The organism is Streptomyces sp. L-9-10 (assembly GCF_004151105.1).
In the GTDB taxonomy this organism is placed as follows: domain Bacteria; phylum Actinomycetota; class Actinomycetes; order Streptomycetales; family Streptomycetaceae; genus Streptomyces.
In genome coordinates this window covers 80244-105039 of sequence record NZ_PHRF01000035.1, presented here as the reverse complement: position 1 = coordinate 105039, position 24796 = coordinate 80244, and the positions used below count along the sequence as shown (strand labels likewise).

Sequence of the window (24796 nt, the reverse complement as noted above, 5' to 3'; positions counted from 1 at the left end):
CCGCGGATCCTGGCGGCAGGGAAGGAGCCTCCCACCCATGGACAGTGGTGTTCCGCCGGGAGCGTCGCGGCAGCGGCCCGCCGCGGCCGGCCGGATTCCGCTCGCCGTGGTCGTCGTGGACGGGGACGGCCTGGTCTCGCACTGGTCGACCGGCGCACGGAGACTTTTCGGCCATGCGAAGGACGAGGCGGTGGGGCAGCCGGCCACCGATCTGATGCCGGTCGCCGGCGCCCTCGCCGCGGAGGAACGCGGCGTGGCGCACGGCATGTACGACACCGACACCGACATCGAGATCGGCACCGTCCTCGATACCGGTGGCGAGGGCGGCCCGGGGCTGCACCGCCGCGGCTCCTACCCGACCGCGGGGTACGCGACGCTCTCCGAGCGGGGCCGCGACCGGCTCGACGTGGTGTGGTGGGTGTATCCGCTCGTCGGCCCGGGAACCGGGCGCCATCTCGTACTCGCCGCGGACGCCGCCCAGTTCAAGAATGCCGGAGCCAACGGCCCGGACGGCACGGAGAGCCGGGCAGGCGCGGACGGCCGGGCCGGTGACCGGCGGATCTCTCCGGCCTTCGCCCTGCACACCGAGCTCCCCGACGCCGAGGCGCTGGCCCGGCGGCTGCCGGACATCCTGCCGAACATGGGTCCCGCCGAATCCGGTCGCATCGTCGCGCAGGTCCTCGAACTCGGTTATCCGGTCCTGGAGTTCAGCTACCACGACCTGGTGCCCGTCACCCCGGACTGGGGTGTGCCGAAGCGGCCCGCGGGCCGCTTCGGCGTGACGGAGCCGCTGGACGGGGGCGGGGACGGGGATTCCCGGCGGCGGCCGGTCCCCCGTCCCGAGCTGGACCTCGAATACGCGGCGGTACGCGAGCGGCTGGAGTTCCTGAACGAGGTCAGCGGCCGGATCGGCTCGTCCCTCGATCTGGCCCACACCATCCGCGAGGTCACCAGCGCGGCCGTGCCCCGCTTCACCGACTTCGCGGGTACGCATCTGCGTGCCGCCGTACTCGCCGGGGAGGGCTTCCCGGACGGACCGCCCGACGCGACCACCGTCTGGCACCGGGTCTGGGTCGAGCACAACGACGAACCGGGCCGCTGGGACGACACCGTGCCCATCGGCGAGGCCATGGCCTTCCCCGAACACACCCCGTTCTTCCAGTGCATGAGCACCGGCGAGCCCGTGCTCATCCCGCGCCTCAGCGAGGAGGCGGGCGACCGGATCTCGGGCGAGTTCGAGAAGCGTGATCTGCGCCCTCTCATCAACCACCGGTCGATGCTCCTCGTCCCGCTGAAGGCGCGTGACGTGGTGCTCGGCTTCATGGTGCTGATGCGGCGGCCCGACCGGCAGCCGTTCGACGACATGGACCGTACGACCGGCGCGGAGCTCGCCGCCCGCGCCGGGCTCGTACTCGACAACGCCCGGATGTACACGTACCAGGAGAATGTCGCCGACACACTCCAGGACAGCATGCTGCCGCGGGTCCCGCCGCACATGGCGGGGTGTGACATCGCGACCCGCTATCTGCCGGGCGCCCGGCTCGGCCGGATCGGCGGCGACTGGTTCGACGCCGTCAAGCTGCCCGGCTCGCGCACCGCGCTGGTCGTCGGCGATGTGATGGGGCACGGGCTCAACTCGGCCGCGATGATGGGCCAGTTGCGCACCGCCGTGCGGACCATGGCGACCATGGAGCTGCCGCCCGCCCAACTGCTGCGCAATCTCGACGACGTGGCGCAGCGGCTCGGCGAACTGTATCTGGCGACCTGTCTGTACGCGGTGTACGACCCGATCAGGTCCGAGCTCCAGATCGCCAACGCCGGGCACATTCCGCCGGTGCTCGTCCGCGCGGAGAGCGGCGGGGCCGAGGTGCTCGATCTGCCGACCGGTGCCCCCATAGGAGTGGGCGGAGTGGCCTTCGAGACCGCGACCGTGAAGGTGGGGCCCGGCGACCGGCTGGTGCTCTGCACCGACGGTCTCGTCGAGGTCCGCAGGGCGGACGTCGGGGACGGTCTGGCCGCGCTCTGCGCCTCCGCCGCGCACCCCGCCGCCTCGATGGACGACGCCTGCGACACCATCATCCGCGCGTTCAACACCCGGGAGGGGCGCAAGGACGACGTGGCGCTCCTGATGGCCAGGCTGAACGGCATCCCGGACAGGGACGTCGCGGAGTTCCACCTCGCCCTGGATCCGCGCGAGGTGGCCAGGGCCAGACGGCTGGTGCGCGGACAGCTGCTCCACTGGGAGCTGCCGGCCGCGGTGGAGACGGCCCAGCTGATGGTCAGCGAACTGGTCACCAACGCCGTGAAGCACGCGCGGTCCCGGCGGGTCGGGCTGCGTCTCGTCCGTACGGACGCGCTGCTGTGCGAGGTCCTCGATGACGAGCCGGCCCCCGCCGCGCTGCTGGACGCGGGCCGGGACGACGAGTTCGGGCGCGGACTGCGGGTGGTGAGCACCCTGGCCAGGGAGTGGGGCACCAGCAGCTCCGCGCGCGGCAAGACGGTCTGGTTCGAACAGGCCCTGGTGCGCACGTAAGGGCTGCCCCCCGCCCGGCGCGAAAGGACGGGCGCGGTCCAACGGAGTGTGAAAGAGGCATCCTTCCCCTTGCCCCCCGACCTGCGCGGACGGTAGTCCGGTCCTCTACAGCCCGCCTTCGGCGGGCCGGAACAGGGGAGGCCGTATATGGACGTGTCGCAGCGTTACCGCGAGGCATGGGAAGGTTTCTGGGCGGAGACCTCCGACGCGCCCGGCGAGGCGATCTGGGACTCGGACCCGTCCTTCACCTCCGTACCGGACAGCGCTCTGCTGCTGCCGTACGCCGACACCACCCTGCCCGTGGCCGACCTCGGCTGTGGCAACGGCACCCAGACCCGCTATCTGGCCACCCGCTTCGCACGGGCGATCGGAGTGGACCTGTCGCACGCGGCGATCGCGCACGCGCTGCGTGCCGACACCGAGAAGTCCGCGGAGTTCCAGCAGCTCGACCTGGTCGACCACGACGCGGTGCGCGCGCTGCGGGAGCGTACGGGCGACACCAATGTCTATATGCGCGCGGTCATCCACCAGAGCGAGCCCCAGGACCGGCCGGCGGTGGCGGGCGCGGTCGCGGAGCTGCTGGGGGAGCGCGGCCGGGCGTTCGTCGCCGAGCTGACCAGTGCCTCCAAGGCCGTGCTCCAGCAGGCCGCGGCGGGGCCGGGCGGCCCGCCCGCGAAGCTGCGGCGGGTCTTCGACCACGGGCTCAGGCCGGCCGGTGCCGGGGACGAGGAAGTGCCCGAGCTGCTGCGCGCGGCGGGGCTGCGGATCCTGGCGGACGGGGACACCGCGCTGGTCCAGACGGAACAACTGCCGGACGGCACCCGTATCGATCTGCCGGCCAGGTGGTACATCCTCGCCCGCGAGTGAACCGCACCGGCCCCTGAGCCCGCGGTCCAGGCGAGTCACCCGCCCGGGGTCCGGTCGAGTCGTCCGAGCCCCCGGGTCCCCGGTCCGCCGCGGAAATGAGTTGCCGCCCGCGGCGGCCTCTGCTGTACTCCCCGCGACAGCCCATTGATCAAGGAGAAGATTATGCGTGGAGCGTCAATGCCCATCCGGAAGGTCACCACCGCCTATCTAGAGGACATGACGCTCCATGAGTACGTTGAACCTGGGAATTCTGGCGCATGTCGACGCCGGTAAGACAAGTCTGACCGAGCGGCTGCTCTTCACCGCCGGTGTCATCGACGAGATCGGAAGTGTCGATGACGGCAGCACCCAGACGGATTCCCTGACGCTGGAACGACAGCGTGGCATCACCATCAAATCCGCGGTCGTCTCGTTCGTCGTCGGCCACACCACGGTCAATCTGATCGATACCCCCGGCCACCCGGATTTCATCGCCGAAGTGGAACGGGTCCTCGGCGTGCTCGACGGCGCCGTGCTGGTCATTTCCGCGGTCGAGGGCGTGCAGGCGCAGACCCGGGTGCTCATGCGGACGCTGCGGCGGCTGCGCATTCCCACCCTGATCTTCGTCAACAAGATCGACCGCACCGGCGCGCGATACGAAGAGGTGCTGCGGGCCATGTCCGAGAAGCTCTCCCCGTCGGTGATCGCGATGGGGGCGGCCACCGGTCTGGGCACACGCGCCGCGCTGCCCGTGCCGTACGGCGCCGGCGACGCCGCGTTCACCTCCGGGCTCGCCGAACTGCTCGCCGAGCACGACGACGCACTGCTGGCCGCGTACGTGGACGACCCGGCGGCGCTCCCGTACCACCGGCTCCGCGAAGAACTGGCCGGCCAGACCCGACGGGCGCTCGTGCACCCGGTCTACTTCGGCTCGGCGATCACCGGCGCGGGTGTGGACGCGCTCATCACCGGCATCAGGGAACTGCTGCCCAGGGCGGGAGGCGATCCCGAAGGGCCCGTCTCCGGCACGGTCTTCAAGATGGAACGGGGGCCGGCAGGGGAGAAGATCGCATACGTACGGATGTTCTCGGGCACGGTAAGGACGCGGGACCTGCTGCGATACCACCGCGATCCGCAGACCGACACGCAGAGCGATACCGCGGGCCATGCTGGGGGCGATCCGGTGAACGAGGTACGGGACATGGAGGACAAGGTCACCGCGATCAGCGTGTTCGACCGCGGGTCCGCCGTCCGGCGCGCGTCGGTCTCCGCCGGGCGGATCGGAAAGCTCCGGGGCCTCGGCGACATCCGCATCGGCGACGAGATCGGAATTCCGCCCGCCGTCCCCGCGGAGCGCCGGTTCTTCTCCCCGCCGACGCTCGAAACAGTCGTCGTTCCCCGCCGAGCCGCCGACAAGGGCGCGATGTACGCCGCGCTCACCCAGCTCGCCGAACAGGACCCGCTGATCAATCTGCGGCAGGACCGGATCCGGCGGGAAATCTCCGTCTCCCTCTACGGCGAGGTGCAGAAAGAGGTCATCCAGGCGACGCTGCTGGACGAATTCGGGGTCGACGTCACCTTCCGCGAGACCACGACGATCTGTGTGGAACGGCCCGCGGGCAGCGGAGCGGCCGCCGAGATCATGGGAAAGGATCCCAATCCCTTTCTGGCGACCGTCGGGCTGCGCGTCGATCCCGCTCCCGTCGGCGCGGGCGTGGAATTCCGGCTGGAGGTCGAGCTGGGGTCGATGCCGTACGCGTTCATGAAGGCCGTGGAGGACACCGTGAAGGAGTCGCTGCGGCAGGGGATCCACGGCTGGCAGGTCACCGACTGCGTGGTCACCATGACGCACTCCGGCTACGCACCCCGGCAGAGCCACTCCCACGGCGTCTTCGACAAGAGCATGTCGAGCACCGGCAGCGACTTCCGCCATCTCACCCCGCTGGTGCTGATGAGCGCCCTGGAGAGGGCGGGCACCACGGTGTACGAGCCGATGCACCGCTTCCGGCTCGACCTCCCGGCGGACGCGCTCGGCGCCGTACTGCCCGTCCTGGGGCGCCTGCGCGCCGTCCCGCGCACCTCGTCGGCGAACGGCCACGCGTATCTGCTGGAGGGGGAGATTCCGGCGGCCCGGGTCCATGAACTGGAACAGCGGCTGCCTACGCTGACCAGTGGAGAAGGTGTGCTCGAAGCGTCCTTCGACCACTATGAAGCGGTCCGCGACACCATCCCGGCCCGGCCCAGAACGGACCACAATCCGCTCAACCGCAAGGAGTATCTGCTGCATGTCGTACGACGGGTGTAACGTCCCGCCGACGCCCGTGCCGATGCCGTCAAACGTCTCTCCCCCTGGAGAACGGAGCACCTGTGAAGATCCTCATCAGCGCCGACATGGAGGGTGCCACGGGGGTGACCTGGCCGGCCGACGTCCTGCCCGGCACGCCCCAGTGGGAACGCTGCCGCTCCCTGTTCACCTCCGATGTCAACGCCGCCGTACTCGGCTTCCTCGACGGCGGCGCCGATGAGGTGCTGATCAACGAGGCGCACTGGACCATGCGCAATCTGCTGCTGGAACGGCTCGACGAGCGCGCCGAGATGCTGACCGGCCGGCACAAGTCGCTGTCCATGGTCGAGGGCGTCCAGCACGGTGACGTCGACGGCATCGCCTTCGTCGGCTACCACACCGGCGCCGGTACGGAAGGGGTGCTCGCGCACACCTATCTCGCCAACTCCCTCACCGGCGTATGGCTGAACGGCACCCGGGCCAGCGAGGGGCTGCTGAACGCGCGCGTCGTCGCGGAGTACGGCGTCCCGGTGGTCCTGGTCACCGGCGACGACCTGACCTGCGTGGACGCGGAGGGCTACGCGCCGGACGCGCGCAAGGTCGCCGTCAAGGACCATGTCTCGCGGTACGCGGCCGTCTGCCGGACCCCGGCCCGTACCGCCGCCGACATCCGCGCCGCCGCCAAGGAGGCCACGGCCCTCGCCGGACGGTACGAGCCGGTCGCGGGCGGCCCGTTCACCGTGGAGATGGAGTTCGACGCCGCCCATCTCTCCGACGTGGCCACGGTCGTACCGGGCGTGGCCCCCAGCGGGGAGCGCCGGGCCGCCTACACCAGCGGGACGATGTATGAGGCCATTCGTACCTTCAAAGCGGTCACGACGATCGTTTCGGCCGCCGTGGAGGAGCAGTATGGCTGACATGACACCCAGCGACACGAGTGGTGGCCCCGACGCGGCCGCGCTCGACGAGGTGGTCGCGTTCACCTCGGAACTCATCCGTATCGACACCACCAACCGGGGGAGCGGGGACTGCCGCGAGCGGCCGGCGGCCGAATACGTCGCGGAGCGGCTCGCGGACGCGGGGATCGAACCCACGCTGCTGGAGCGGACCCCCGGGCGCACCAACGTGGTGGCCAGGATCGAGGGCACCGACCCCTCGGCCGACGCGCTCCTCGTCCACGGCCATCTGGACGTGGTGCCCGCCGAGCCCGCCGACTGGCGCCTGCACCCCTTCTCCGGCGAGGTCCGCGACGGAGTGGTGTGGGGCCGCGGCGCGGTCGACATGAAGAACATGGACGCGATGGTGCTGTCGGTCGTCCGCGCCTGGGCCAGGGACGGGATCCGGCCACGCCGGGACATCGTGCTCGCCTACACCGCCGACGAGGAGGCCAGCGCCGAGGACGGCTCCGGATTCCTCGCCGACCAGCACCCTGAGCTGTTCGAGGGGTGCACGGAAGGCATCAGCGAATCCGGGGCCTTCACCTTCCACGCCGGGCCCGGCATGGCGCTCTACCCGATCGCCGCCGGGGAGCGCGGCACCGGCTGGCTGAAGCTCACCGCCCACGGCAGGGCGGGGCACGGCTCCAAGGTGAACCGCGCCAACGCGGTCAGCAGGCTCGCCGCCGCCGTCGCCAGGATCGGCAGCCACCCCTGGCCGGTCCGGCTCACCCCGACCGTGCGGGCCGCCCTCGCCGAACTCGCCGCGCTCTACGACATCGACACCGATGTCAACGCCGAGCACTTCGACACGGAAGGGCTGCTCGGCAAGCTCGGCCCGGCCGCCGCGCTGGTCGAGCCGACGATAAGGAACAGCGCCAACCCGACGGTCCTGGAGGCCGGTTACAAGGTCAATGTCATCCCGGGCCAGGCCACCGCCTATGTCGACGGGCGCATGGTGCCCGGCGGCGAGGAGGAGTTCCGCACCACCCTGGACCAGCTCACAGGACCGGATGTGGAGTGGGAGTTCCACCACCGGGAGGTGGCCCTCCAGTCGCCGGTCGACTCGCCGACGTTCGCCAAGCTGCGCGCCGCCGTCGAGCGCTTCGACCCGGCCGGGCATGTCGTGCCGTACTGCATGTCGGGCGGTACGGACGCCAAGCAGTTCTCCCGGCTCGGCATCACCGGCTACGGCTTCTCGCCGCTCAAGCTGCCCCCCGGCTTCGACTACCAGGCGCTCTTCCACGGCGTGGACGAGCGGGTGCCCGTCTCGGCGCTGCACTTCGGCGTCCGTGTCCTCGACCACTATCTGAAGTCCGCTTAGGAGCGTGGCTCATGCTGTCCATGGGGGCCTACGGAACGTGGGCGTCACCGATCGACGCCGCGCTGGCCGCCTCGCACGACGGGCGCCCCGAGTATGTGGGCGTGGTCGGCGACGAGGTGTGGTGGACGGCGCCGCGTCCCGCCGAGGCCGGCCGGCGCGCGCTCGTACGGCGCCGGGCCGACGGCCACGAGGAGTCGCCGCTGCCGGCCCCGTGGAACGTCCGCAGCCGGGTCATCGAGTACGGCGGGGTGCCCTGGGCCGGTGCCACCCGCCCCGAGGGCGGCCCGCTCGTCGTCTTCGTCCACTTCCCCGACCAGCGGCTGTACGCGTACGAACCGGACGGCGGCGGTGCGCCCCGGCCGCTCACCCCGGTGTCCGCGACCGGCGGCGGACTGCGCTGGGCCGACCCGCGGCTCCTCCTCGACCGCGGCGAGGTCTGGTGCGTGCTGGAGGAGTTCACCGGCGAGTCGCCCACCGACGTACGGCGGGTGATCGCGGCGGTCCCGCTCGACGGCTCGGCCGCCGAGAACCGTACGGCCGTGCGCGAACTCTCCGACGACCGGCACCGCTTCGTCACCGGGCCCCGGCTCTCGCCCGACGGGCGCCGGGCCGCCTGGATCGCCTGGGACCACCCGCGGATGCCCTGGGACGGCACGGTCGTGATGCTCGGTGACGTGGCGGAGAGCGGCCCGTTCACCGGCGTCAGGGCCCTCGTCGGGGGCACCGGCGAATCGGTCCCGCAGGCCGACTGGGCGCCGGACGGCTCGCTGCTCTTCGTTTCCGACAGCGACGGCTGGTGGGAGATCCGGCGCATCCGCCCCGAGGCCCTGGACCAGGCCATAGGCCCGGACAGGGCCCCCGGCGTCATCCGGAGCGCCGGCCTCTGCCCCGGCCGCGGGGAGGAGTTCGGCGGACCGCTCTGGAAGATCGGCCTCCAGTGGTTCCATCCCATGGACAACGGGCTGATCGCCGTCATCCACGGCAAGGGCTCCACCGCGCTCGGCGTACTCGACCCGGCGACGGGTGAAGTGGTGGACGCCGCCGGGCCCTGGACCGAATGGGCCGCCACCCTCGCCGTCCAGGGCGACCGAGTGATCGGCGTCGCGGCCAGCCCGCGCAGCGCGTACGAGATCGTGGAGCTGGACACCGGCACCGGACACGCCCGGGTGATCGGCGCGGCACACCGGGACCCGGTGGACCCCGCCTACTACCCCGAGCCCCGGATCCGTACCTTCACCGGGCCCGACCACCGCGAGATCCACGCCCATATCTATCCGCCGCACAGCCCCGATCACAGCGCGCCCCACGACGAACTACCGCCCTATGTGGTGTGGGCCCACGGCGGACCCACCAGCCATGCCCCGCTCGTACTCGACCTGGAGATCGCCTACTTCACCTCGCGCGGCATCGGCGTCGCCGAGGTCAACTACGGCGGCTCCACCGGCTACGGCCGGGCCTACCGCGACCGGCTGCGCGAGCAGTGGGGCGTGGTCGATGTGGAGGACTGCGCGGCCGTCGCCTCCGCGCTCGCCGCCGAGGGCACCGCCGACCCGGCCAGACTCGCCGTACGCGGCGGCAGCGCGGGCGGCTGGACCACCGCCGCCTCCCTCACCTCCACCGATGTCTACGCCTGCGGCACCATCAGCTATCCGATCCTCGACCTGCTGGGCTGGGCCACCGACGAGACCCATGACTTCGAGTCCCAGTACCTCGAATCGCTGATCGGCCCGCTCGCCGAGGTCCCCGGCCGCTACCGGGACCGCTCGCCGCTCAACCACGCCGACCGGGTCAGCGCGCCGTTCCTGCTGTTGCAGGGGCTCGACGACGTGATCTGCCCGCCCGCGCAGTGCGAACGGTTCCTGGAGCGGATGGCCGGAAGCGGTGTACCGCACGCGTACCTCGCCTTCGAGGGCGAGGGCCACGGCTTCCGCAGGGCCGGCACGCTGGTCCGCGCGCTGGAGGCCGAACTGTCCCTGTACGCGCAGACCTTCGGTATCGACCGTACCGACGTCCCCCGGCTGGAGTTCCGCGGATGACGCTCACCCCACTGACCCGGCCCGCACGACTGCGGCCCGGGGCCCGCGTCGCCGTCGTGGCACCCAGCGGCCCCGTGCCGGCCGAGCGGCTCGAAGCGGGCCTGGACATCCTGCGCGGCTGGGACCTCGATCCCGTCGTCGCGCCGCATGTCCTGGACGTCCATCCCCGGCTCGGCTATCTCGCGGGAACGGACGAGGACCGCGCCCGCGACCTCCAGGACGCCTGGTGCGACCCGGCCGTCTCGGCGGTGCTCTGCGCCCGGGGCGGCTACGGCGTGCAGCGCATGGCCGACCTGCTCGACTGGACCGCGATGCGGGCCGCGGGCCCCAAGGTCTTCGTCGGCTACAGCGACATCACCGCGCTGCACGAGGCGTTCGCCCGGCGCCTCGGACTGGTCACCCTGCACGGTCCGATGACCGCCGCGATGACCTTCCTCAAGGACGCCGCCACACAGGAGTCGCTGCGCGCCACGCTCTTCGAGCCCGAGTCGGTGCGCGTGCTCGGCCAGGACACCGCGCGGGGGCTGGTGCCGGGGCGTGCCGCGGGCGTCACGTTCGGCGGCTGCGTCAGCCTGCTCGCCGCCGAACTCGGCACCCCGTACGCGCGGACCTCGGCGGCGGGAGGGCTGCTGCTGATCGAGGATGTCGGCGAGGAGCCGTACCGTCTCGACCGCATCCTCACCCAACTGCTGCGCTCCGGCGGGCTGGACGGCGTCGCGGGGGTCGGCCTCGGCTCCTGGGCGGAGTGCGGGGCGCCCGAGGATGTCAGGGCGCTGCTGCTCGACCGGCTCGGCGGGCTGGGCGTACCGGTCGTGGAGGAACTGGGCTTCGGCCACGGCGAGTCGAACCTGACCGTGCCGCTGGGCGTGTCCGCCGTTCTGGACGCGGAGAGCGCCACCCTCACCCTGGACCTCCCCGCCCTCGTCTGAGGTGGCGGGGCCGGCCGGTCCGGAGTGAGGGTGGCGGCGCTCGGACGTACTCGTCTCAGTCCGTACGGCCCTCCGGGTCGCGGCCCATGGCCTCCGGATGGCTGATGGGGTGGTCGAGAAGGATCTCGTCGGCGATGGCGAAACCACGCGTGAGGGCCGGGGCATGGGGGGCCAGCGCGACGACGGCGTCCTCCGCCAGGTCGGGGAGCAGCCTCACCTGGTCGGCGGTCAGCCGTCCTTCGGCGAGGAGGTCTCCGCTGTGGGCGGCGATACGGCGCAGTGCGAAGAGCCGGTGCAGCGTGTGCAGGAGAGGCCGTGCCCCGGGCTCCGCGGTCGCGTCGGCGGCGGTCAGCAGGGCCTCGGCGGCCCGGCGGTGGGCGTGGGCGTCGACCAGTTCGAGGGCGGGCGTGACCGCCGCGTTCCACCGGTTGAGCGGGTTGCCGGCCTTGCCCGCGCGCAGCCGGGTCCTGGCCCGCTGGTGCCAGACGCTTTCGATGTCCGCCAGGAGGTCCTGGAGGAAGGCCGGATCGGTGAGATCGCGGTCCTCGGGCGCGATGGCGCTCGGCCGCTTCGGGGTGAAGTGTCCGAGAAGCATCTCCCCGGCCGCCTTCACCCAGATGACAAGGTTGTCACCTTCCGCGGTGATGGTGCCCTCGTTGGCCGTCAGCTGGGCGGCGATGCCGTTGGCGAGGAACAGCCCCTGGGCGCCGCACCGTTCGCGGCACTCCGTCATCACGGCGCGGGCCCGCCAGGTGATCCAGCCCTTGGCGACGGCCGCCAGACGTTCGCCGTCCTCGCGCTCCGCCTCCGTCGCCTCGGTCCACTGCCGCACGGCGGTGCGGTGCAGCAGCGTCGCGGCGTAGGTGGTGGCGAGGGCGTCGATCAGCGGGGTGTGATGGCTGCGATGGGCGAACAGCGGCACGCTCCCCCCGGCGGTGACGCCCGAGGTGTGCCGGGTGTGGGCGTGGCGTACCGCGACCGCCAGGGCGTGACGGGTGACCCCGAGGCTGTAGGCGCTCATGCAGAGCTTGCCGGCGGTGACCCGGCTTATGGAGTGCAGGAAACGCTTGCGGGGGCTGCCGATCGCGCTGGTGAAGACGCCGTCCGGGGTGAGCCGTCCATGGCCGGACTGGAGGAGCGCGTCATGGGGCAGCCGGACGTTCTCGAAGGAGGTGACGCAGTGGTCCACCGGGCTGGTGGCCGTCTGCGGCAGCCTGCGTATCTCCACCCCCGGCAGCGGGCCTCCCGTGTCGTCGCTGAGCGGGGTGAGGAACAGGAAGACGCCCCGGTCCGTGCCGTCCGTGATCAGCCGGGCCGCCACGACAGCGGTCTTGGGGCCGCCGGTGGAGCTGGTGTTGGGCATGAACTTGCCCGCGGACGGGGACGGCGTGTGCAGGACGAAGCCGCCGGTCGCCGGGTCGAACGTGGCGGTCGTCTCCAACTGGGAGGCGCTGTTGCCGTGCCCGGCCTCGGTGCACAGGAACGTACCCGTACGCCGCAGTTCGGTGAACGCGCGCAGGTCACGTTTCCCGCCCGCTCTGTGATCCAGGAGGCTGCCGAGGAAGAGGTTGTAGTGGATGCTCGCGACTGTCGTTAATCCCGGGTCCACCGGCCCGGACCACTCGTGGAGGGCGCTGAGGCGTTCCACGTCGGCGACGAGGTCCTCCGGGCTGTCGAGTACGTCATTGACCAGCCGCAGCCGCTCGTAGGACAGCGCGGCACGCTCCTGCGGTGTCAGCCCCTCGCGAAAGCGGAACGGCCCGGTGCTGAAGAGCTTCCGCCAGGGCTGGTGGACCTCTTCGAACCGTTCGCCGAAGAGGACCGTGGTCAGCGCCGCGGCGGCCGGGGAGTCCTGGACAGAGGGAAGCGCGGAAGCGGAAGGGGAAGTCACCATAGTCACAGGGCGGAACGCTAACCCAACGACCAGTCACGTCCCAGTGTGATGATCAACACCCCGTCCGGAGGCGCCGGGGACGTTTGACGGAGTCGGTTCCGAGCCACCCTGGTCCACCCGGCTCAAGATCACGTAGGGTGGCGCGATGCCCGACCTTCCCGAACGGCTCGCCGAAGGCGGGACGGCCGGGCCTGCGGTCCGGTCCGCCCCTGGCCGCACCGGCTCAGCGGCCCTTGCGGTTGATCTTCATGGTGTCCATGTCGGTCACCGTGGAGCGCAGCTCGCGATGGCCGCAGCCCAGGGCCTCCAGCGCCGTCTCCGCACGGTCCTCGGCGAGCGCGCCCGCCATCTCCTCGCCGTCCGCCGCGTCGGAGACCACCACGAAGCGGTAGCTGAAGTGCTTCAGCGCCGCGTCGTAGGTGAGCGAGCCTTCCGGGGTGAACCGCATCTGTGCCAGACCGTGCTGGTCGACGTCCGCGAGCAGCCGGGCGCGGTCGTCGTCCGTCAGCCCGTCCCATGTGCCGCGCACGATCACCCGGTAGGTGTGCTGAGTGGTCATCCCGCCGCCCGTCCTTGTCCGTTCTCACTGTCCTGAATCCATTTGAGGAACAACCCTACGGCGGTAAGGATGGTTCGCATGCGGAATATCGTGGTGATCGACGCGCCCTCCAACCTGGGCCTCCGGCCTCCGGCCCCCGGTGTCGTGCCGGGGTGCTACAAACTCGCGGGCGCCCTGCGCGAGCAGCGGATCGTCCAGCGGCTCGGCGCGTTCGAGGGCGGGGTCGTCGTCCCGCCGCGCTACGACCGCGGCGACTGGAAAGAGGGTGACGGGGTCTTCAACGCGGCGGCGATCGCCGCGTACACGCCCCGGCTCGCCGACCGGATCGAACACCACGTCAGGGCCGGGGACTTCCCGCTCGTACTGGGCGGCGACTGCTCCATCCAGCTCGGCGCCTCGCTCGCGCTGCGCCGCATGGGACGGTACGGACTGGCCGCCATCGACGGCTCGGCCGACTTCCGGCACACGGGCAACTCCGACACCATCGGCGCGGCCGGCGGCGAGGAACTGGCGATCGGCACCGGCCGGGGCCAGCGGGATCTGAGCGACCTGGAGGGACTGCGCCCGTACCTGCGGGACGAGGACGTACGGCTCTTCGGGATCCGCGACGACGACGAGGACCGCGAGGAGCTCGCCCGGCTGAGGATCCACACCGTGACGGTCGGCGAGCTGCGCGAATGGGGCGCGGCGGAGCTGGCGGGAGCCGTGCTCCAGACGCTGGAGGCGCCGGTCACCGACGGGTTCTGGGTCCATCTGGACGCGGATGTGCTCGATCCGGAGGTGATGCCGGCGGTCGACAGCCCGGACGCGGGCGGTCTGCTGCCGGACGAACTCGCTGTACTGCTGCGGACCTTGGTGCGCTCCGAGCGCTGCGTCGGGCTCAACGTGACCATCTACGACCCGGACCTCGACCCGGACGGGACGGCCGGTGCGCTGCTCGCCGATCTGGTGGTGGGGGCCTTCACCGACGAAGGGCCCCCGGCCGCCGGCCGACCGGCCCGGTGATCAGCCCGGAGACTGGACGGCGTTGCGGTCGACGTACTCGAAGACCGAACCGTCGGGGTGCAGGGCGATCACATTGCGCCCCACCGGCGTCGGCACCGGGCCCGCGACGATATGTGCCCCGACGCCGGTGAGGACGGTGATCGCCTCGTCGACGTCCTTGACGGCGATCGTCGCCGTGACCTTGCGCAGGACATCGATTTCCGACGCGGGGCCGCTCATGAGGAGGAAGCAGCCGACGGCGGCGACGGAGACCCCACCGCGCTCGAAGCGGAGCGCGGGGCTTCCGGTGAGGCGTTCGTAGAACACCACCGAGGTCTCCAGGTCGTCGACGCAGATGCGCAGCGTGGTTCCCAGGATTTCCATGCGCACCAGGTTAGTTGGCCGCGCGGGGACGTGTGATCGATTCGGGTGGCCGGGACCGGGAGTGAGCCCGCTTCATACCCGGCAGAGGATCTCCCCGTGCGGGACCATGAACCAGCCGTCCTCGGCGCCGCCCCACTCCCGCCACGCCCCGGCGATCTCGTCCAGCCGCTCCGGTGTCGTATGCCCGCCGCCGACCGCCAGACCCGCATAGCCCGACGCGGTCGTACGGTCCGCCCACAGGCCGCTCCACCAGGCGCGCTCGTCGGGGGTGGCGAAGCACCAGGTGCCGGCGGTCGAGGTGATGTCGGTGAAGCCGGCGCGCCGTGCCCAGGACAGCAGCCGCCGGCCGGCGTCGGGCTCGCCGCCGTTGGCGCGCGCCACCCGGCGGTACAGCTCCTGCCAGCCGTCCAGTGCCGGTACGCCGGGGAACCAGGCGAACGAGCCGTAGTCCGCGTCACGCGCCGCCACGACCCCGCCGGGCCGGCACACCCGGCGCAGCTCGCTCAGGGCCCGCACCGGATCGCCCACATGCTGGAGGACCTGATGCGCGTGCACGATGTCGAAGGAGTCGTCGGGGAAGTCCAGTGCGTGGACATCGGCGACCGCGAAGCGGACGTTGTCCGCACCGGCGGTGGCCGCCGCCGCCCGCGCCTTGTCCAGGACGTCCTCGGCGGCGTCGACGGCCGTGACCGTGCCCGGGGCGACGAGCGCGGCCAGGTCGGCGGTGATGGTCCCGGGTCCGCAGCCGACATCCAGCAGGTCCTGGCCCGGCCGCAGTTCGGGGAGAAGGTACGCGGCGGAGTTGGCGGCGGTGCGCCAGCGGTGCGAACGCAGCACCGATTCGTGGTGCCCGTGGGTGTAGACCGCGGTCTCCTTCGGCATGGCGGGACTCCCTCTCGCGACGTGGCCCGGCTCGTGACGTGGTCCGGCCACGGTACGCCGCCATGTCGCATGATGAGACCTGTGTCTTGTAATGTGGACGCGTTCGGTGGGGGGCGGATCAGGTCCGCGGGGGCCCGGTGACCGATTCCACCGGCCGCACCGCGAGTCCGTCGATCACCGTCGTCGGCGGGTCGCCCCCGGAGAGCAGCAGGGCGGTGATCGCGTCGGCGGGCCCCTCGGTGAAGTGCACCCGGCCGAACGGCAGCGGCACCACCGTGGGCGACGCCCCGGGCGGGATGCCGAGCAGCTCGCCCAGCCAGCGCGCCGAGGCACGCGGATCGGGGGTCTCGACGAGGATCCCGGCGAGGTCGTGCGGGCCCCGGTTGACCCGGCCCGCGCTGTACTTGGCCAGAATCGTCTGCCGGTCGGGCTCGTAGGTGACGAAGAACGGTGCCCAGGGCGGGCCGTCCGTCAGTATCGCCTCGCGGAACGAGACGGGGGAGCCCTCGCGGGCGAAGGTCAGCAGCTCCACCCCGTGCCCGCGTGCGCGCAGCCGCTCCGCCGTGGCACCCGCGTCGGTGACATGGACGCAGAAGACGAGCGCGCCGCCGCCCCGCGCGACGAGTTCGTCGGCCCGCGGCTGCCAGCCCCTCATGGCCCTGCCGTAGGGCGAGTCGAGGAAGACCAGGCGGTTGACGATGCTCGACAGCTCGATATACCGGCTGTCCAGCCGCCACGCGCCATTGCGGTACCCCAGATACTCCGGGTTGGCGTGGGCGGGCAGTCCGGCTTCGGTGTAGCCGCGTACGGCGGACTCGACGTCCGGTACGCAGTGCACCAGATGGTCGAACTCCGGTTGCTCGGCGTCCGGTCGGCCGAAACCGGGCAGCTCGGATCCGGACTGCTCGAACTCCGGCGATTCCGTGGCGGGTTGGACGCGCAAGATGCCTCCCAGGTCGGTTAGGCGAGCCTAACCTTTCCACTGCTCCCGGGTGAGCTCATAGGCCACATCGCCCTGTTCCGATCCCTCGATCGTCTCGGGCCACTCCTCGAAGAAGGTACGGACGTACGTCAGCCCCGCCTTCTCCAGTACGCGCCGCGAACCCGTGTTGACCGTCATGGTCTGCGCGGTCACCCGCTCCGTGCCGAGGCCGGTGAACGCCGCGCGCACCAGGGCGCGGGCCCCCTCGGTGGCGTACCCCCGGCCCCAGGCCGCCCGGCGCAGCCGGTACCCCAGCTCGACGACCCGCCACCCCGGTTCGCTCCCCGGCGCCAGACAGAACCACCCCAGCCACGCGCCCGTGGCGCTCTCCTCGGCGGCCCAGAAGCCCCGGCCGAGCAGTCGCGGCAGCGTCCCGGTCCGTACGGTGTCGCGGGAGACCGGCCGGCCGCCGTCGATGAACCGCCGTACGCCGGGGTCGTTGTCGAGGGCGACCACCCGGTCGAGGTCGTCCTCGGTGAGGGAACGCAGCCGCAGCCGCGGGGTCTCCAGGAAGTAGCGCGTGTCCATGGCGTGATCCTCGGCCGTGCGGTTCCCGGCCGTCCACCGGGATTCCGGGGCACGGCCCGCGGCGGCGCCAGGATCAGCGCGTGGAGGTTCCGTCAGAGCAGCGCCTTCGGCCGGTAGACCGTCAGTGCCTCCTCCGCCTTGTCCAGTACCAACTCCCTCGGAGCCTCGGCCACTTCACCGTCGAACGCGAGCGGCGTACCCGGCGCGATCCGGGCGATCCGTACCCGTCGCATCCGCTCCGCCGCGTGCACGGGCGAACGGCTCAGCGGCCCGGCGAGCGCGGCGGCGATCAGCCGCGGCCCCGGGGCCCGGCCGCCGTGCACGATCCGTACGTCCAGCAGGCCGTCGGCCAGATCGAGCCGGTGGCCCGGCGTCGGCCCCATCGGCTGGTAGATGCCGTTCCCCGCGAACAGCAGCCACAGCGCCCGGTGCCGGCCCTCGAACTCGGCCTCCAGCTGGTGTCCGCCGCGCAGCACCTTCGCCGCGGCCAGGATCCCGGCGGGCCAGCCGCCGATGCGCGGCGCCCAGTGCTCACGCACCCGTACCAGCTCCGGATAGACGCCCAGACTGAAGGTGTTGAGGAAATACCCCGTCGCCGCCCCGTCCGGCCCAGGAGTGAAGCGCCCCAGGTCGACCCGTACGGCGTCACCCGCCGTCAGCGCCCGGCAGGTGTCCTGGACGCTCTCGATGCCCAGGTCGTACGCGAAGTGGTTGAGGGTGCCGCCGGGGAAGACGGCCAGCGGCAGACCGTGCCGCGCGGCGATCGACGCCGCCCGGTTGACCGTACCGTCGCCGCCGAGGACACCGAGGGCCACGCAGCGGTCCGCCGCCTTCGCCAGCTCGGCTTCCACATCCTCCGGCGCGCAATCCACGACCTCCGCGGCCGGCAGCGCGTCCCGTACCAGTGCGGCGGTGTCCGAAGAACCGGAGGCCAGGTTGACCACGACCACCAGCCCGTGGCCGTCGGGCAGCGCGGGGGCCTCGGCGTACGGCCGTCCCGGTGACGGCAGTTGGGAACGGGTCGGCACGATCCCGCGTACCGCGTAGGCGGCCCCCACCCCCAGCGCGGCGCCCGCCAGGACATCGCTCGGATAGTGCACCCCCGTATAGACCCGGGAGAGGGCCACGGCGGCGGCCACCGGCGCCACCACGGCGCCCCAGCCCTTCGACTCCAGCGCGACCCCGGTGGCGAAGGCGGCGGCCGAGGCCGCGTGCCCGGACGGGAAGGACGTCGTGAACGGCTGGTGCTTCAGCCGTCGTATCACCGGTACGGCGTCCAGCAGGGGGCGCTGCCGGCGTACCGCCCGCTTGCCCACGGTGTTGATGGCGGCCGAGGCGAGCCCCAGCGACACCGCGCCCCGCAGGGCGGCCCGGCGTGAGCGCGCCCCGCGCCCCAGCACGGCGATGCCCGCGGCGGCGCCGAACCAGAGCAGTCCGTGGTTGGCGGACCGGCTCAGCCGGGGCAGCACCGGCCCCGCGCCCGGCCAGTGCCGGTCGGCGACGGAGCGGAAGGCCCGCTCGTCCCAGCTGTCGAGCAGTGCCGTGATCCGGGCGCGGGCGCCCGGGACCGGCTGACCGTAGGGAGCGGAGGTGGCAGTGGTGTCTGGCATGGAACGCGGGTACCCCGCGAGCGGTCACCCCAAGCAGACCGTCCGGGGGAGCGGGTGAACGGACCCCGGAGCGCATGGCGGGGAAGCCGGGGGGCGAGGTGTGCGAAACCTCCGTATAAAGGGTCCAGACGAGATACCCGGGCGGGCGGTGACCACGGGAGGTGACGGTATGCGCCGGACGATTCCCGAGGGCCGTGGCCCCGTACGGTTCGGCCCGGCCGCCCCCGACGCCGGGCTGCCCGCGCTGCCCGAACTGGTCGGCGAGTGCGCGGGGGCGGCCGGACACACCTCACCGCAGCCGCCCGGCGGGGACGCGGTCCTGCGGGAGGCGGCCGCCGGCTACTGGTCGCGGCGCGGCCTGCGCACCGGTCCCGACGACGTGGCCGCCGCGCCCGGCGCGCAGCCGCTGCTGTTCGCGCTGCTCGCCGCGTACGACGGGGACGTCCTGATGCCCCGGCCGTGCCCCGCCTCCTGGACCCCGCAGGCCCGGCTGCTCGGCCGGCCCGCCTACCAGGTGCCGGCCCCGGCGGACGCGGGCGGCGTGCCCGATCCGTTCGCCCTGCTGGAGACGGTACGGCGGATCCGGGCCGAGGGCGGCCGGCCGCGGGTGCTGCTGCTCTCCGTCGCCGACGACCCGACCGCCGCGGTCGCCCCGCCGGAACTGGTCCGCGAGGCCTGCGAGGCCGCGGTCGCCGAAGGACTGCACATCATCAGCGACGAGACATGGCGCGACACCCTGCACCGGCCGCACGAGACGGTGCTGCTCAGCCCGGCCGAGATGTGGCCCGACGAGGTCGTCGTCCTCTCCGACCTGGCGGGCGCGCTGCTCCCGGCCGCCTGGCCGATGGCCGTCGCCCGCTACCCGGCCACCGACGCCGGAACCGCGCTGCGGGCCAGGACGCTCGACATCCTCACCGCGCTCGGAGCGATGGTCGCGGGACCCGTCGCCGCTGCCGCCGCCCACGCGCTCGACGAGCCGGACGCCGTCACGGCCAGGGCGCGGGCCACCGCCGCGCTGCACGGGCGTCTGGCCGCCGCCGCCCATCATGCGGTCCTCGCCTCCGGCGCCCTCGCGGTCGTACCGCTGGCAGGCCGCCATCTCTACGCCGACCTCGGGCCGCTGCGCGCACAACTGGCCCGGCTGGGCGTCACCGACTCCATGGAGCTGGAGAACCATCTGAGCCGGCGCCTGGAGGTGCCCGTGCCGGGCGGCCACCGGTTCGGGGACGAACTGGGCGCGCTGCGCGTACGCCTGCCGACGGGACCGCTGCTCGGGGCGACCCCGGAACAGCGGCTGAAGTCCCTCACCGCGACGGCGCCGCTGGAACTGCCGCATGTCGCACGGGCGCTCGGCCATTTCGGAGCGGTCTTCGACGAACTGCGATGAGCCGGAGCCCGCGTGTGAGCTAGGGTCTTTCGTTTGGATCAGGCCGGATCTGGGAGCGGGGTCTGGTGGAGGGGGTCCCTCCCGTGCCGTTCAGGCTACGGGGGAGGATCGCGAGGCGGAGGAGGGAGCCATGGCGGAGCCCTGGTGACCGACGACAACGCGGCGAGGCGCGGCCCGCCGCGGCAGCGGCTGATGTCACCGCGGGCACGCGAGCCCGGCATGATCCAAACGAGAGGCCCTAGGTCGGCCGGCCCTCCGAGCCCGGACTCTCGCGGCCCGGCCGCCGCAGTCTGCGCCAGAGCGCCGGGGCACCGCTGAGCACCAGCGTCAGCGCCACCGCGGCGAGCACCCCCTCCCAGGGCTCCTCGAAGAGCGAGCCGCCGAGCACCCCGATCAGCTGGTAGGTCGCCGCCCAGGCCAGACAGGCGGGCACATCGCCCCGGGCGAACCGGCGCAGTGGCCAGTCCCCCAGCAGGCAGGCCAGCATCACCGGAATCCGCCCGGCGGGCACCAGCCGGGAGAGCACCAGCACCGTCACCCCGTGCTCGCGCAGCTTCGTCTGCGCCTGTTCGAGCCGGTCGGGCGGGGCGTGCCTGCGTATCGCCGCCAGCCAGCGGGACCCGTTCCTGGAGCCGACACCGCGCCGCCCCAGCCAGTAGAGGGATATGTCACCGAGGAAGGCCGCGAACGACGCCACCAGGAAGACATAGAGCATGGAGAGCGGCGCGGTCTGGTGGAAGGCCACCACCGCCGCCGAACTCACCACCGCCCCCGTCGGCACCACCGGCACCAGCGCGCCCAGTGCCACCAGCAGGAAGACGGACGGATAGCCGACGGCCTGCTGCGTCGACTCGGGGGGCAGCTCCGAGAGCTGCGTCAGGAGCCGGTCGATCACAGGCCCGCCTCCGGCCGCACACTCTCGCCGTGCCGCAGCAGATGGACGCTGACCTTCGGCGCGAGCCGCGCCGCGTGCCGTACGAACTCGTCGCCCGGCGCGTAGAACTCGTGGGGGCGGACCCCGTCCAGACCGATCGGCCAGTACGTACCGAAATGCACCGGTACCGCCGCGCTCGGCGCCAGCTCGGCCAGCGCCTGTGCCGCGCGCCCGGCGTCCAGATGCTCGGGCCCCAGATGCGGTCCCCAGCCGCCCACCGGCAGCAGCGCCACATCGACCGGGCCCACGGCGTCCGCCATCCCGTCGAAGAGCCCGGTGTCCCCGGCGAAGTACGTCCGTGACGCGCCGCTGATCACATAGCCCAGGGCGGGGGAGCGGTGCGGTCCGACCGGCAGCCGCCGTCCGTCGTGGCGCGCGGGCACGGCCCGTACCCGCAGCGCCCCGATCTCCACCTCGTCGCCCGGCCCGACCTCGGTGATCCGCAGGCCCGAGGGGTTTCTGCGGGCGTCCAGCCTGCGCAGCCCCGGCACCGACCGCTCGGCGCCGCGCGGCACGATCAGCCGGGTGCCGGGCGCGAGCCTGGTCAGCGACCGCAGATGGAGGTGGTCGGAGTGCAGATGCGACACGAGCACGGCATCGGCGACGGACGCCTGGGGCGGCGGTACCTGACCGCGCCGGCGGCGCAGATGGGCCAGCCGGCGGACGAAGACCGGGTCCGTCAGCACGCGTACCCCGGAGTCCTCGACCGTGCAGGTGGCATGGCCCCACCACGTGATGACAGTTCCCAACCCGACCTCAGCTCCGTCCGCCCGTGGACCGCGCTCCCGCCCCGGGACCCTCTCCGAACTCAGCGTACGGCGGATACCCGCGCGGGCGGAGCGGGATGCGCTGGTCGCGCGCCGTTGACCGCCGGGCACGCGCCTGCCTCGCGGAGGCGTGCGCCGAGTAGGGTCTGCGGACGGAGGCGAGTGCCGGGGGAGCGGGGGGCAGGCATGCGTGAGGTACGAGTGGCCGTGATCGCCAGCCTGACACCGCTGGAGGAGCTGGACCGCGATCCCTTCCTCGTGGACACCCGCGGCCAGCACACGATGTGCGCGCGCTGGGCCGAGGACAAGGGGTATCTCGTCACCCGGCAGCTGCTGCTCTACGGGATGCGCCCCGACCACTGCGCGCTCTGGGCGGATGTCGAGGCGGGGCTGGTGGATCTCTTCGTCGCGGCGAACGAGCGCGTTCTCGAACGGGCGTTCCGTTCGGCGTCCGCCTTCTCCGCGGAGTGCGCGCGCAGAGGCGTACCGCTGGAGACCGTCGGACTGGACGAACCGCTGTACGACGCGGCCATGAAGGCCGACGTGCACCGCAGGCTCTCGATGCCCACGGCCGGGTACGACGGCTGCTGACCCGCGCGGGCCCCGCGGCCCGGGAGGAGACCGCGGCGCTCTGTGCGAGGCTGGGCCGAGCCCGTGACCGTGTACGGGCCGGACGTGAGGTGACGGAGCGACGTGTTCAAGGGGCGGTGGCGTACGACGGGCGGAGCCCTGCTGCGGGTGATCATCGTATGGGCGGTTTCCACGCTGACGATGCTGGCGCTGGCGGGGATCCTGCCGGACTTCAAGCTTCAGTCGGACAACCAGGACAGCATCACCAGGACCGCGGTCACCGCGGCCTGGGGCGCGGGCGCGTTCGGCATCCTCAGCGCGCTGGTCTGGCCCCTGCTCGTCCGCGCGCTGCTGCTCGTTCCCGCGCTGGTCCTCGGTCTGCTGGTGTTCTTCCTGAACGGCTCGCTGCTGCTGATCGCGCTCTGGCTCATCCCCGACGGGCGCGGGGCGGCCAATCCGGAGACCGCCGTGGTGGTCGCGGCCGTGATGTCCGCCGTCGCCTCCGCGACCTCGACGGGGCTCGCGGTCGGTGACGACGACGCGTACCGGCGCCGGCTCTCCCGTCTCGCGGACCGGCGGCGGCGCAGGAGCGGCGAGGACGGCGGGCACGGCGGACCGCCCGGCACGGTGTTCCTGCAACTCGACGGGGTCGGGCACCAGGTGCTGCTCGACGCGGTCACCGCCGGGGTGATGCCGCATGTCGCCGGCTGGCTGGGCGTGCGCCCACCGGATCCGGACGGCGGGTACGGTACGGCCGACGACCCCGCGCACGTCTCGCCGGGAGGCCTGGCGGACGGCGCGGGCCTTGCCGACGGCGCGGGCCGTGCGGACAGCGGGGGCCCGGCGGACAGCCTGACGGGCGACCCGCGGCCGACCCACCGGCTCACCCCCTGGCGCACCGACTGGTCCAGCCAGACGGGCGCGAGCCAGCTCGGCATCCTGCACGGCTCGAACCACGACGTCCCCGCCTTCCGCTGGTACGAGAAGGACACCGGCCGGATCATGGTCAGCAACCGGCCTTCCAGCGCCGCCGAACTCCAGCGCCGCGCCATCGCCCGCACCAACGACGGGGGCCTGCTCACCCTCGACGGCGCCAGCCGCGGCAACCTCTTCAGCGGCGGCGCCGACCAGCTCGCGCTGGTGCTGTCGATCGCCGCGCGGCGCGGCAGGGCCAACCGCTCCCGCGCCGGCTACTTCGCCTACTTCTCCGACCCGGCCAACGCCGTCCGTACGGTGGTCTCGTTCGTCGCCGACGTCGGCCGCGAGATCGGCGAATCGACCCGGGCGCGGCTGCGCGGCGACCGGCCACGGGTCGGCCGGGGCGGGCTCTACCCGTTCATCCGGGCCTTCGCGACCGTCGTCGAGCGCGATGTGGTGGTCGCGGCCGTGATCGGCGACATGCTGGCCGGACGCACCGCCGTCTACGCCGATCTCGTCGCGTACGACGAGGTGGCCCACCACTCGGGACCGCACAGCCGGGACGCCGAGCGGGTCCTCGCCCGGCTCGACCGCTCGGTCGGACTGATCGCCAGGGCCGCCGAGCACGCACCCCGTACCTACCGGATCGTGCTGCTCTCCGACCACGGCCAGAGCCCCGGCGAGACCTTCGAGAGCGCGTACGGACTCACCCTCAAGGACCTGGTCAGGGCCGGCTGCGGACTGCCGGTGTCGCGCAGGGCCGAGCGGACGAGGAGCGGCGCGGAGGCCCGCGAGGCGGCCCGGCACGCCGTCCTCGGCGCGCTGCACAGGCCCGAGCCCGAGGGCGCGGGCGAGCAGCCCGCGCACGGCTCCGACCCGGTCGTTCTCGCGTCCGGGAATCTCGGCCTGATCTCCTTCCCCGATGTGCCGGAGCGGATGAGCCGCGAGCGGATCGACCGGCGCCACCCCGCGCTGCTGCGGACCCTCGCGAGCCATCCGGGGATCGGCTTCCTGCTGGTGCGGAGCGAGGAACACGGCTCGGTGGTGCTCGGCCCCGGCGGGGCGGAGGTGCCGGTCGACGCGCTCGACGACAGCGGACTGCTCGCCGGTATGGGACCCGGCGCGGCCGACGCCGTACGGCGCACGGATTCCTTCCCGCATGTCGCGGACATCATGGTCAACTCGATGTACGACCCGGCGACGGGCCGCGTGCACGCCTTCGAGGAACAGATCGGCTCGCACGGCGGACTCGGCGGCGAGCAGTCGAGCGCCTTCCTGCTGTCACCGCTGGCGCTCTCCGCACCGGTCCCCGACAGCGGCGAACTCGTGGGCGCCGAGCGGGTGCATCAGGTGCTCAGACGGTGGCTGCGGGAGGGCAGCGGACCGCAGGTGCCGCTGGGAACGGTGTCCGTTCCCGTGGCGAATGCACGCTCCGACGAAGCACGAACCGCCGAGGAGGAGAAGGACTCGGCGTAGGGCGCGTACCCCGTGTGAGCGGTTTCCGCCGGTA

At 72.6% G+C, this 24796-nt stretch carries 20 protein-coding genes; 11 read left to right on the top strand and 9 right to left on the bottom strand.

The window, feature by feature from the left end; all coding sequences use genetic code 11:
* The first annotated feature begins 37 nt into the window (after positions 1–37).
* The 7 genes from CU044_RS09745 (at position 38) to CU044_RS09715 (ending at position 10887) form a co-directional block, all read left to right on the top strand.
* The gene (locus tag CU044_RS09745) at positions 38–2533 is read left to right on the top strand and encodes a SpoIIE family protein phosphatase (protein ID WP_129768088.1); all 2496 of its coding nucleotides are present in this window, start codon (positions 38–40) and stop codon (positions 2531–2533) included.
* 147 nt (positions 2534–2680) lie between these two features.
* Positions 2681–3400 (top strand): class I SAM-dependent methyltransferase, encoded by a 720-nt coding sequence (locus CU044_RS09740; protein WP_129768087.1) that lies wholly within the window; start codon positions 2681–2683, stop codon positions 3398–3400.
* 226 nt (positions 3401–3626) lie between these two features.
* Entirely contained in the window at positions 3627–5684 is a 2058-nt protein-coding gene (locus CU044_RS09735) for a TetM/TetW/TetO/TetS family tetracycline resistance ribosomal protection protein (protein ID WP_129768086.1), read from the top strand.
* 62 nt (positions 5685–5746) lie between these two features.
* On the top strand, positions 5747–6580 hold the full coding sequence (locus tag CU044_RS09730; RefSeq protein WP_129768085.1) for a M55 family metallopeptidase: 834 nt from the start codon (positions 5747–5749) through the stop codon (positions 6578–6580).
* On the top strand, positions 6573–7922 hold the full coding sequence (locus CU044_RS09725; RefSeq protein WP_129768084.1) for a M20/M25/M40 family metallo-hydrolase: 1350 nt from the start codon (positions 6573–6575) through the stop codon (positions 7920–7922). Before CU044_RS09730 ends, CU044_RS09725 begins: the two co-directional genes overlap by 8 nt.
* 11 nt (positions 7923–7933) lie before the next feature.
* Positions 7934–9958: a prolyl oligopeptidase family serine peptidase gene (locus tag CU044_RS09720; protein WP_129768083.1), complete on the top strand. Its 2025-nt coding sequence runs from the start codon at positions 7934–7936 to the stop codon at positions 9956–9958.
* Positions 9955–10887 (top strand): LD-carboxypeptidase, encoded by a 933-nt coding sequence (locus CU044_RS09715; protein ID WP_129768082.1) that lies wholly within the window; start codon positions 9955–9957, stop codon positions 10885–10887. Before CU044_RS09720 ends, CU044_RS09715 begins: the two co-directional genes overlap by 4 nt.
* A 55-nt stretch (positions 10888–10942) precedes the next feature.
* On the opposite strand, the gene CU044_RS09710 is transcribed toward CU044_RS09715, so the two are convergent.
* Both CU044_RS09710 and CU044_RS09705 read right to left on the bottom strand, forming a co-directional pair.
* Complete coding sequence (locus CU044_RS09710; RefSeq protein ID WP_129768081.1) at positions 10943–12781, bottom strand: acyl-CoA dehydrogenase; 1839 nt, start codon at positions 12779–12781, stop codon at positions 10943–10945.
* A gap of 223 nt (positions 12782–13004) precedes the next feature.
* Positions 13005–13340: a DUF6204 family protein gene (locus CU044_RS09705; RefSeq protein WP_129768080.1), complete on the bottom strand. Its 336-nt coding sequence runs from the start codon at positions 13338–13340 to the stop codon at positions 13005–13007.
* Positions 13341–13418: 78 nt separating this feature from the next.
* Between CU044_RS09705 and CU044_RS09700 the strand changes: the two genes are divergently transcribed.
* Positions 13419–14345 (top strand): arginase family protein, encoded by a 927-nt coding sequence (locus CU044_RS09700; protein WP_129768079.1) that lies wholly within the window; start codon positions 13419–13421, stop codon positions 14343–14345.
* On the opposite strand, the gene CU044_RS09695 is transcribed toward CU044_RS09700, so the two are convergent.
* The 5 genes from CU044_RS09695 to CU044_RS09675 all read right to left on the bottom strand — a co-directional run bounded on the left by CU044_RS09695 (position 14346) and on the right by CU044_RS09675 (position 18710).
* Complete coding sequence (locus CU044_RS09695; RefSeq protein ID WP_129768078.1) at positions 14346–14708, bottom strand: VOC family protein; 363 nt, start codon at positions 14706–14708, stop codon at positions 14346–14348.
* Between the two features lie 72 nt (positions 14709–14780).
* Complete coding sequence (locus CU044_RS09690) at positions 14781–15590, bottom strand: methyltransferase domain-containing protein (protein WP_129768077.1); 810 nt, start codon at positions 15588–15590, stop codon at positions 14781–14783.
* Positions 15591–15708: 118 nt separating this feature from the next.
* A complete protein-coding gene (locus tag CU044_RS09685) occupies positions 15709–16533 on the bottom strand; it encodes a VOC family protein (RefSeq protein WP_240045459.1) in 825 nt (274 codons plus the stop codon).
* A 27-nt stretch (positions 16534–16560) separates the two neighbouring features.
* Entirely contained in the window at positions 16561–17100 is a 540-nt protein-coding gene (locus CU044_RS09680; protein ID WP_129768076.1) for a GNAT family N-acetyltransferase, read from the bottom strand.
* 92 nt (positions 17101–17192) lie between these two features.
* A complete protein-coding gene (locus CU044_RS09675; protein WP_129768075.1) occupies positions 17193–18710 on the bottom strand; it encodes a bifunctional phosphatase PAP2/diacylglycerol kinase family protein in 1518 nt (505 codons plus the stop codon).
* A 169-nt stretch (positions 18711–18879) separates the two neighbouring features.
* On the opposite strand from CU044_RS09675, the gene CU044_RS09670 reads away from it, so the two are divergent.
* Positions 18880–20097 (top strand): aminotransferase class I/II-fold pyridoxal phosphate-dependent enzyme, encoded by a 1218-nt coding sequence (locus CU044_RS09670; protein WP_129768074.1) that lies wholly within the window; start codon positions 18880–18882, stop codon positions 20095–20097.
* Positions 20098–20335: 238 nt separating this feature from the next.
* On the opposite strand, the gene CU044_RS09665 is transcribed toward CU044_RS09670, so the two are convergent.
* Both CU044_RS09665 and CU044_RS09660 read right to left on the bottom strand, forming a co-directional pair.
* Entirely contained in the window at positions 20336–20989 is a 654-nt protein-coding gene (locus CU044_RS09665) for a VTT domain-containing protein (protein WP_129768223.1), read from the bottom strand.
* The gene (locus CU044_RS09660; protein ID WP_129768073.1) at positions 20989–21780 is read right to left on the bottom strand and encodes an MBL fold metallo-hydrolase; all 792 of its coding nucleotides are present in this window, start codon (positions 21778–21780) and stop codon (positions 20989–20991) included. The genes CU044_RS09665 and CU044_RS09660 overlap by 1 nt, the downstream gene beginning before the upstream one ends.
* A 204-nt stretch (positions 21781–21984) precedes the next feature.
* On the opposite strand from CU044_RS09660, the gene CU044_RS09655 reads away from it, so the two are divergent.
* Positions 21985–22389, top strand: coding sequence for a hypothetical protein (locus CU044_RS09655; RefSeq protein WP_129768072.1), 405 nt, complete (start codon positions 21985–21987; stop codon positions 22387–22389).
* Between the two features lie 102 nt (positions 22390–22491).
* Complete coding sequence (locus CU044_RS09650; protein WP_240045458.1) at positions 22492–24762, top strand: phage holin family protein; 2271 nt, start codon at positions 22492–22494, stop codon at positions 24760–24762.
* Positions 24763–24796: the final 34 nt, after the last annotated feature.

Coding starts and splice junctions, on each gene's coding strand:
- CU044_RS09745 (WP_129768088.1), top strand. CDS start 38: ATGGACAGTGGTGTTCCGCCGGGAGCGTCGCGGCAGCGGCCCGCCGCG.
- CU044_RS09740 (WP_129768087.1), top strand. CDS start 2,681: ATGGACGTGTCGCAGCGTTACCGCGAGGCATGGGAAGGTTTCTGGGCG.
- CU044_RS09735 (WP_129768086.1), top strand. CDS start 3,627: ATGAGTACGTTGAACCTGGGAATTCTGGCGCATGTCGACGCCGGTAAG.
- CU044_RS09725 (WP_129768084.1), top strand. CDS start 6,573: ATGGCTGACATGACACCCAGCGACACGAGTGGTGGCCCCGACGCGGCC.
- CU044_RS09720 (WP_129768083.1), top strand. CDS start 7,934: ATGCTGTCCATGGGGGCCTACGGAACGTGGGCGTCACCGATCGACGCC.
- CU044_RS09715 (WP_129768082.1), top strand. CDS start 9,955: ATGACGCTCACCCCACTGACCCGGCCCGCACGACTGCGGCCCGGGGCC.
- CU044_RS09710 (WP_129768081.1), bottom strand. CDS start 12,781: ATGGTGACTTCCCCTTCCGCTTCCGCGCTTCCCTCTGTCCAGGACTCC.
- CU044_RS09705 (WP_129768080.1), bottom strand. CDS start 13,340: ATGACCACTCAGCACACCTACCGGGTGATCGTGCGCGGCACATGGGAC.
- CU044_RS09700 (WP_129768079.1), top strand. CDS start 13,419: ATGCGGAATATCGTGGTGATCGACGCGCCCTCCAACCTGGGCCTCCGG.
- CU044_RS09695 (WP_129768078.1), bottom strand. CDS start 14,708: ATGGAAATCCTGGGAACCACGCTGCGCATCTGCGTCGACGACCTGGAG.
- CU044_RS09690 (WP_129768077.1), bottom strand. CDS start 15,590: ATGCCGAAGGAGACCGCGGTCTACACCCACGGGCACCACGAATCGGTG.
- CU044_RS09680 (WP_129768076.1), bottom strand. CDS start 17,100: ATGGACACGCGCTACTTCCTGGAGACCCCGCGGCTGCGGCTGCGTTCC.
- CU044_RS09675 (WP_129768075.1), bottom strand. CDS start 18,710: ATGCCAGACACCACTGCCACCTCCGCTCCCTACGGTCAGCCGGTCCCG.
- CU044_RS09670 (WP_129768074.1), top strand. CDS start 18,880: ATGCGCCGGACGATTCCCGAGGGCCGTGGCCCCGTACGGTTCGGCCCG.
- CU044_RS09655 (WP_129768072.1), top strand. CDS start 21,985: ATGCGTGAGGTACGAGTGGCCGTGATCGCCAGCCTGACACCGCTGGAG.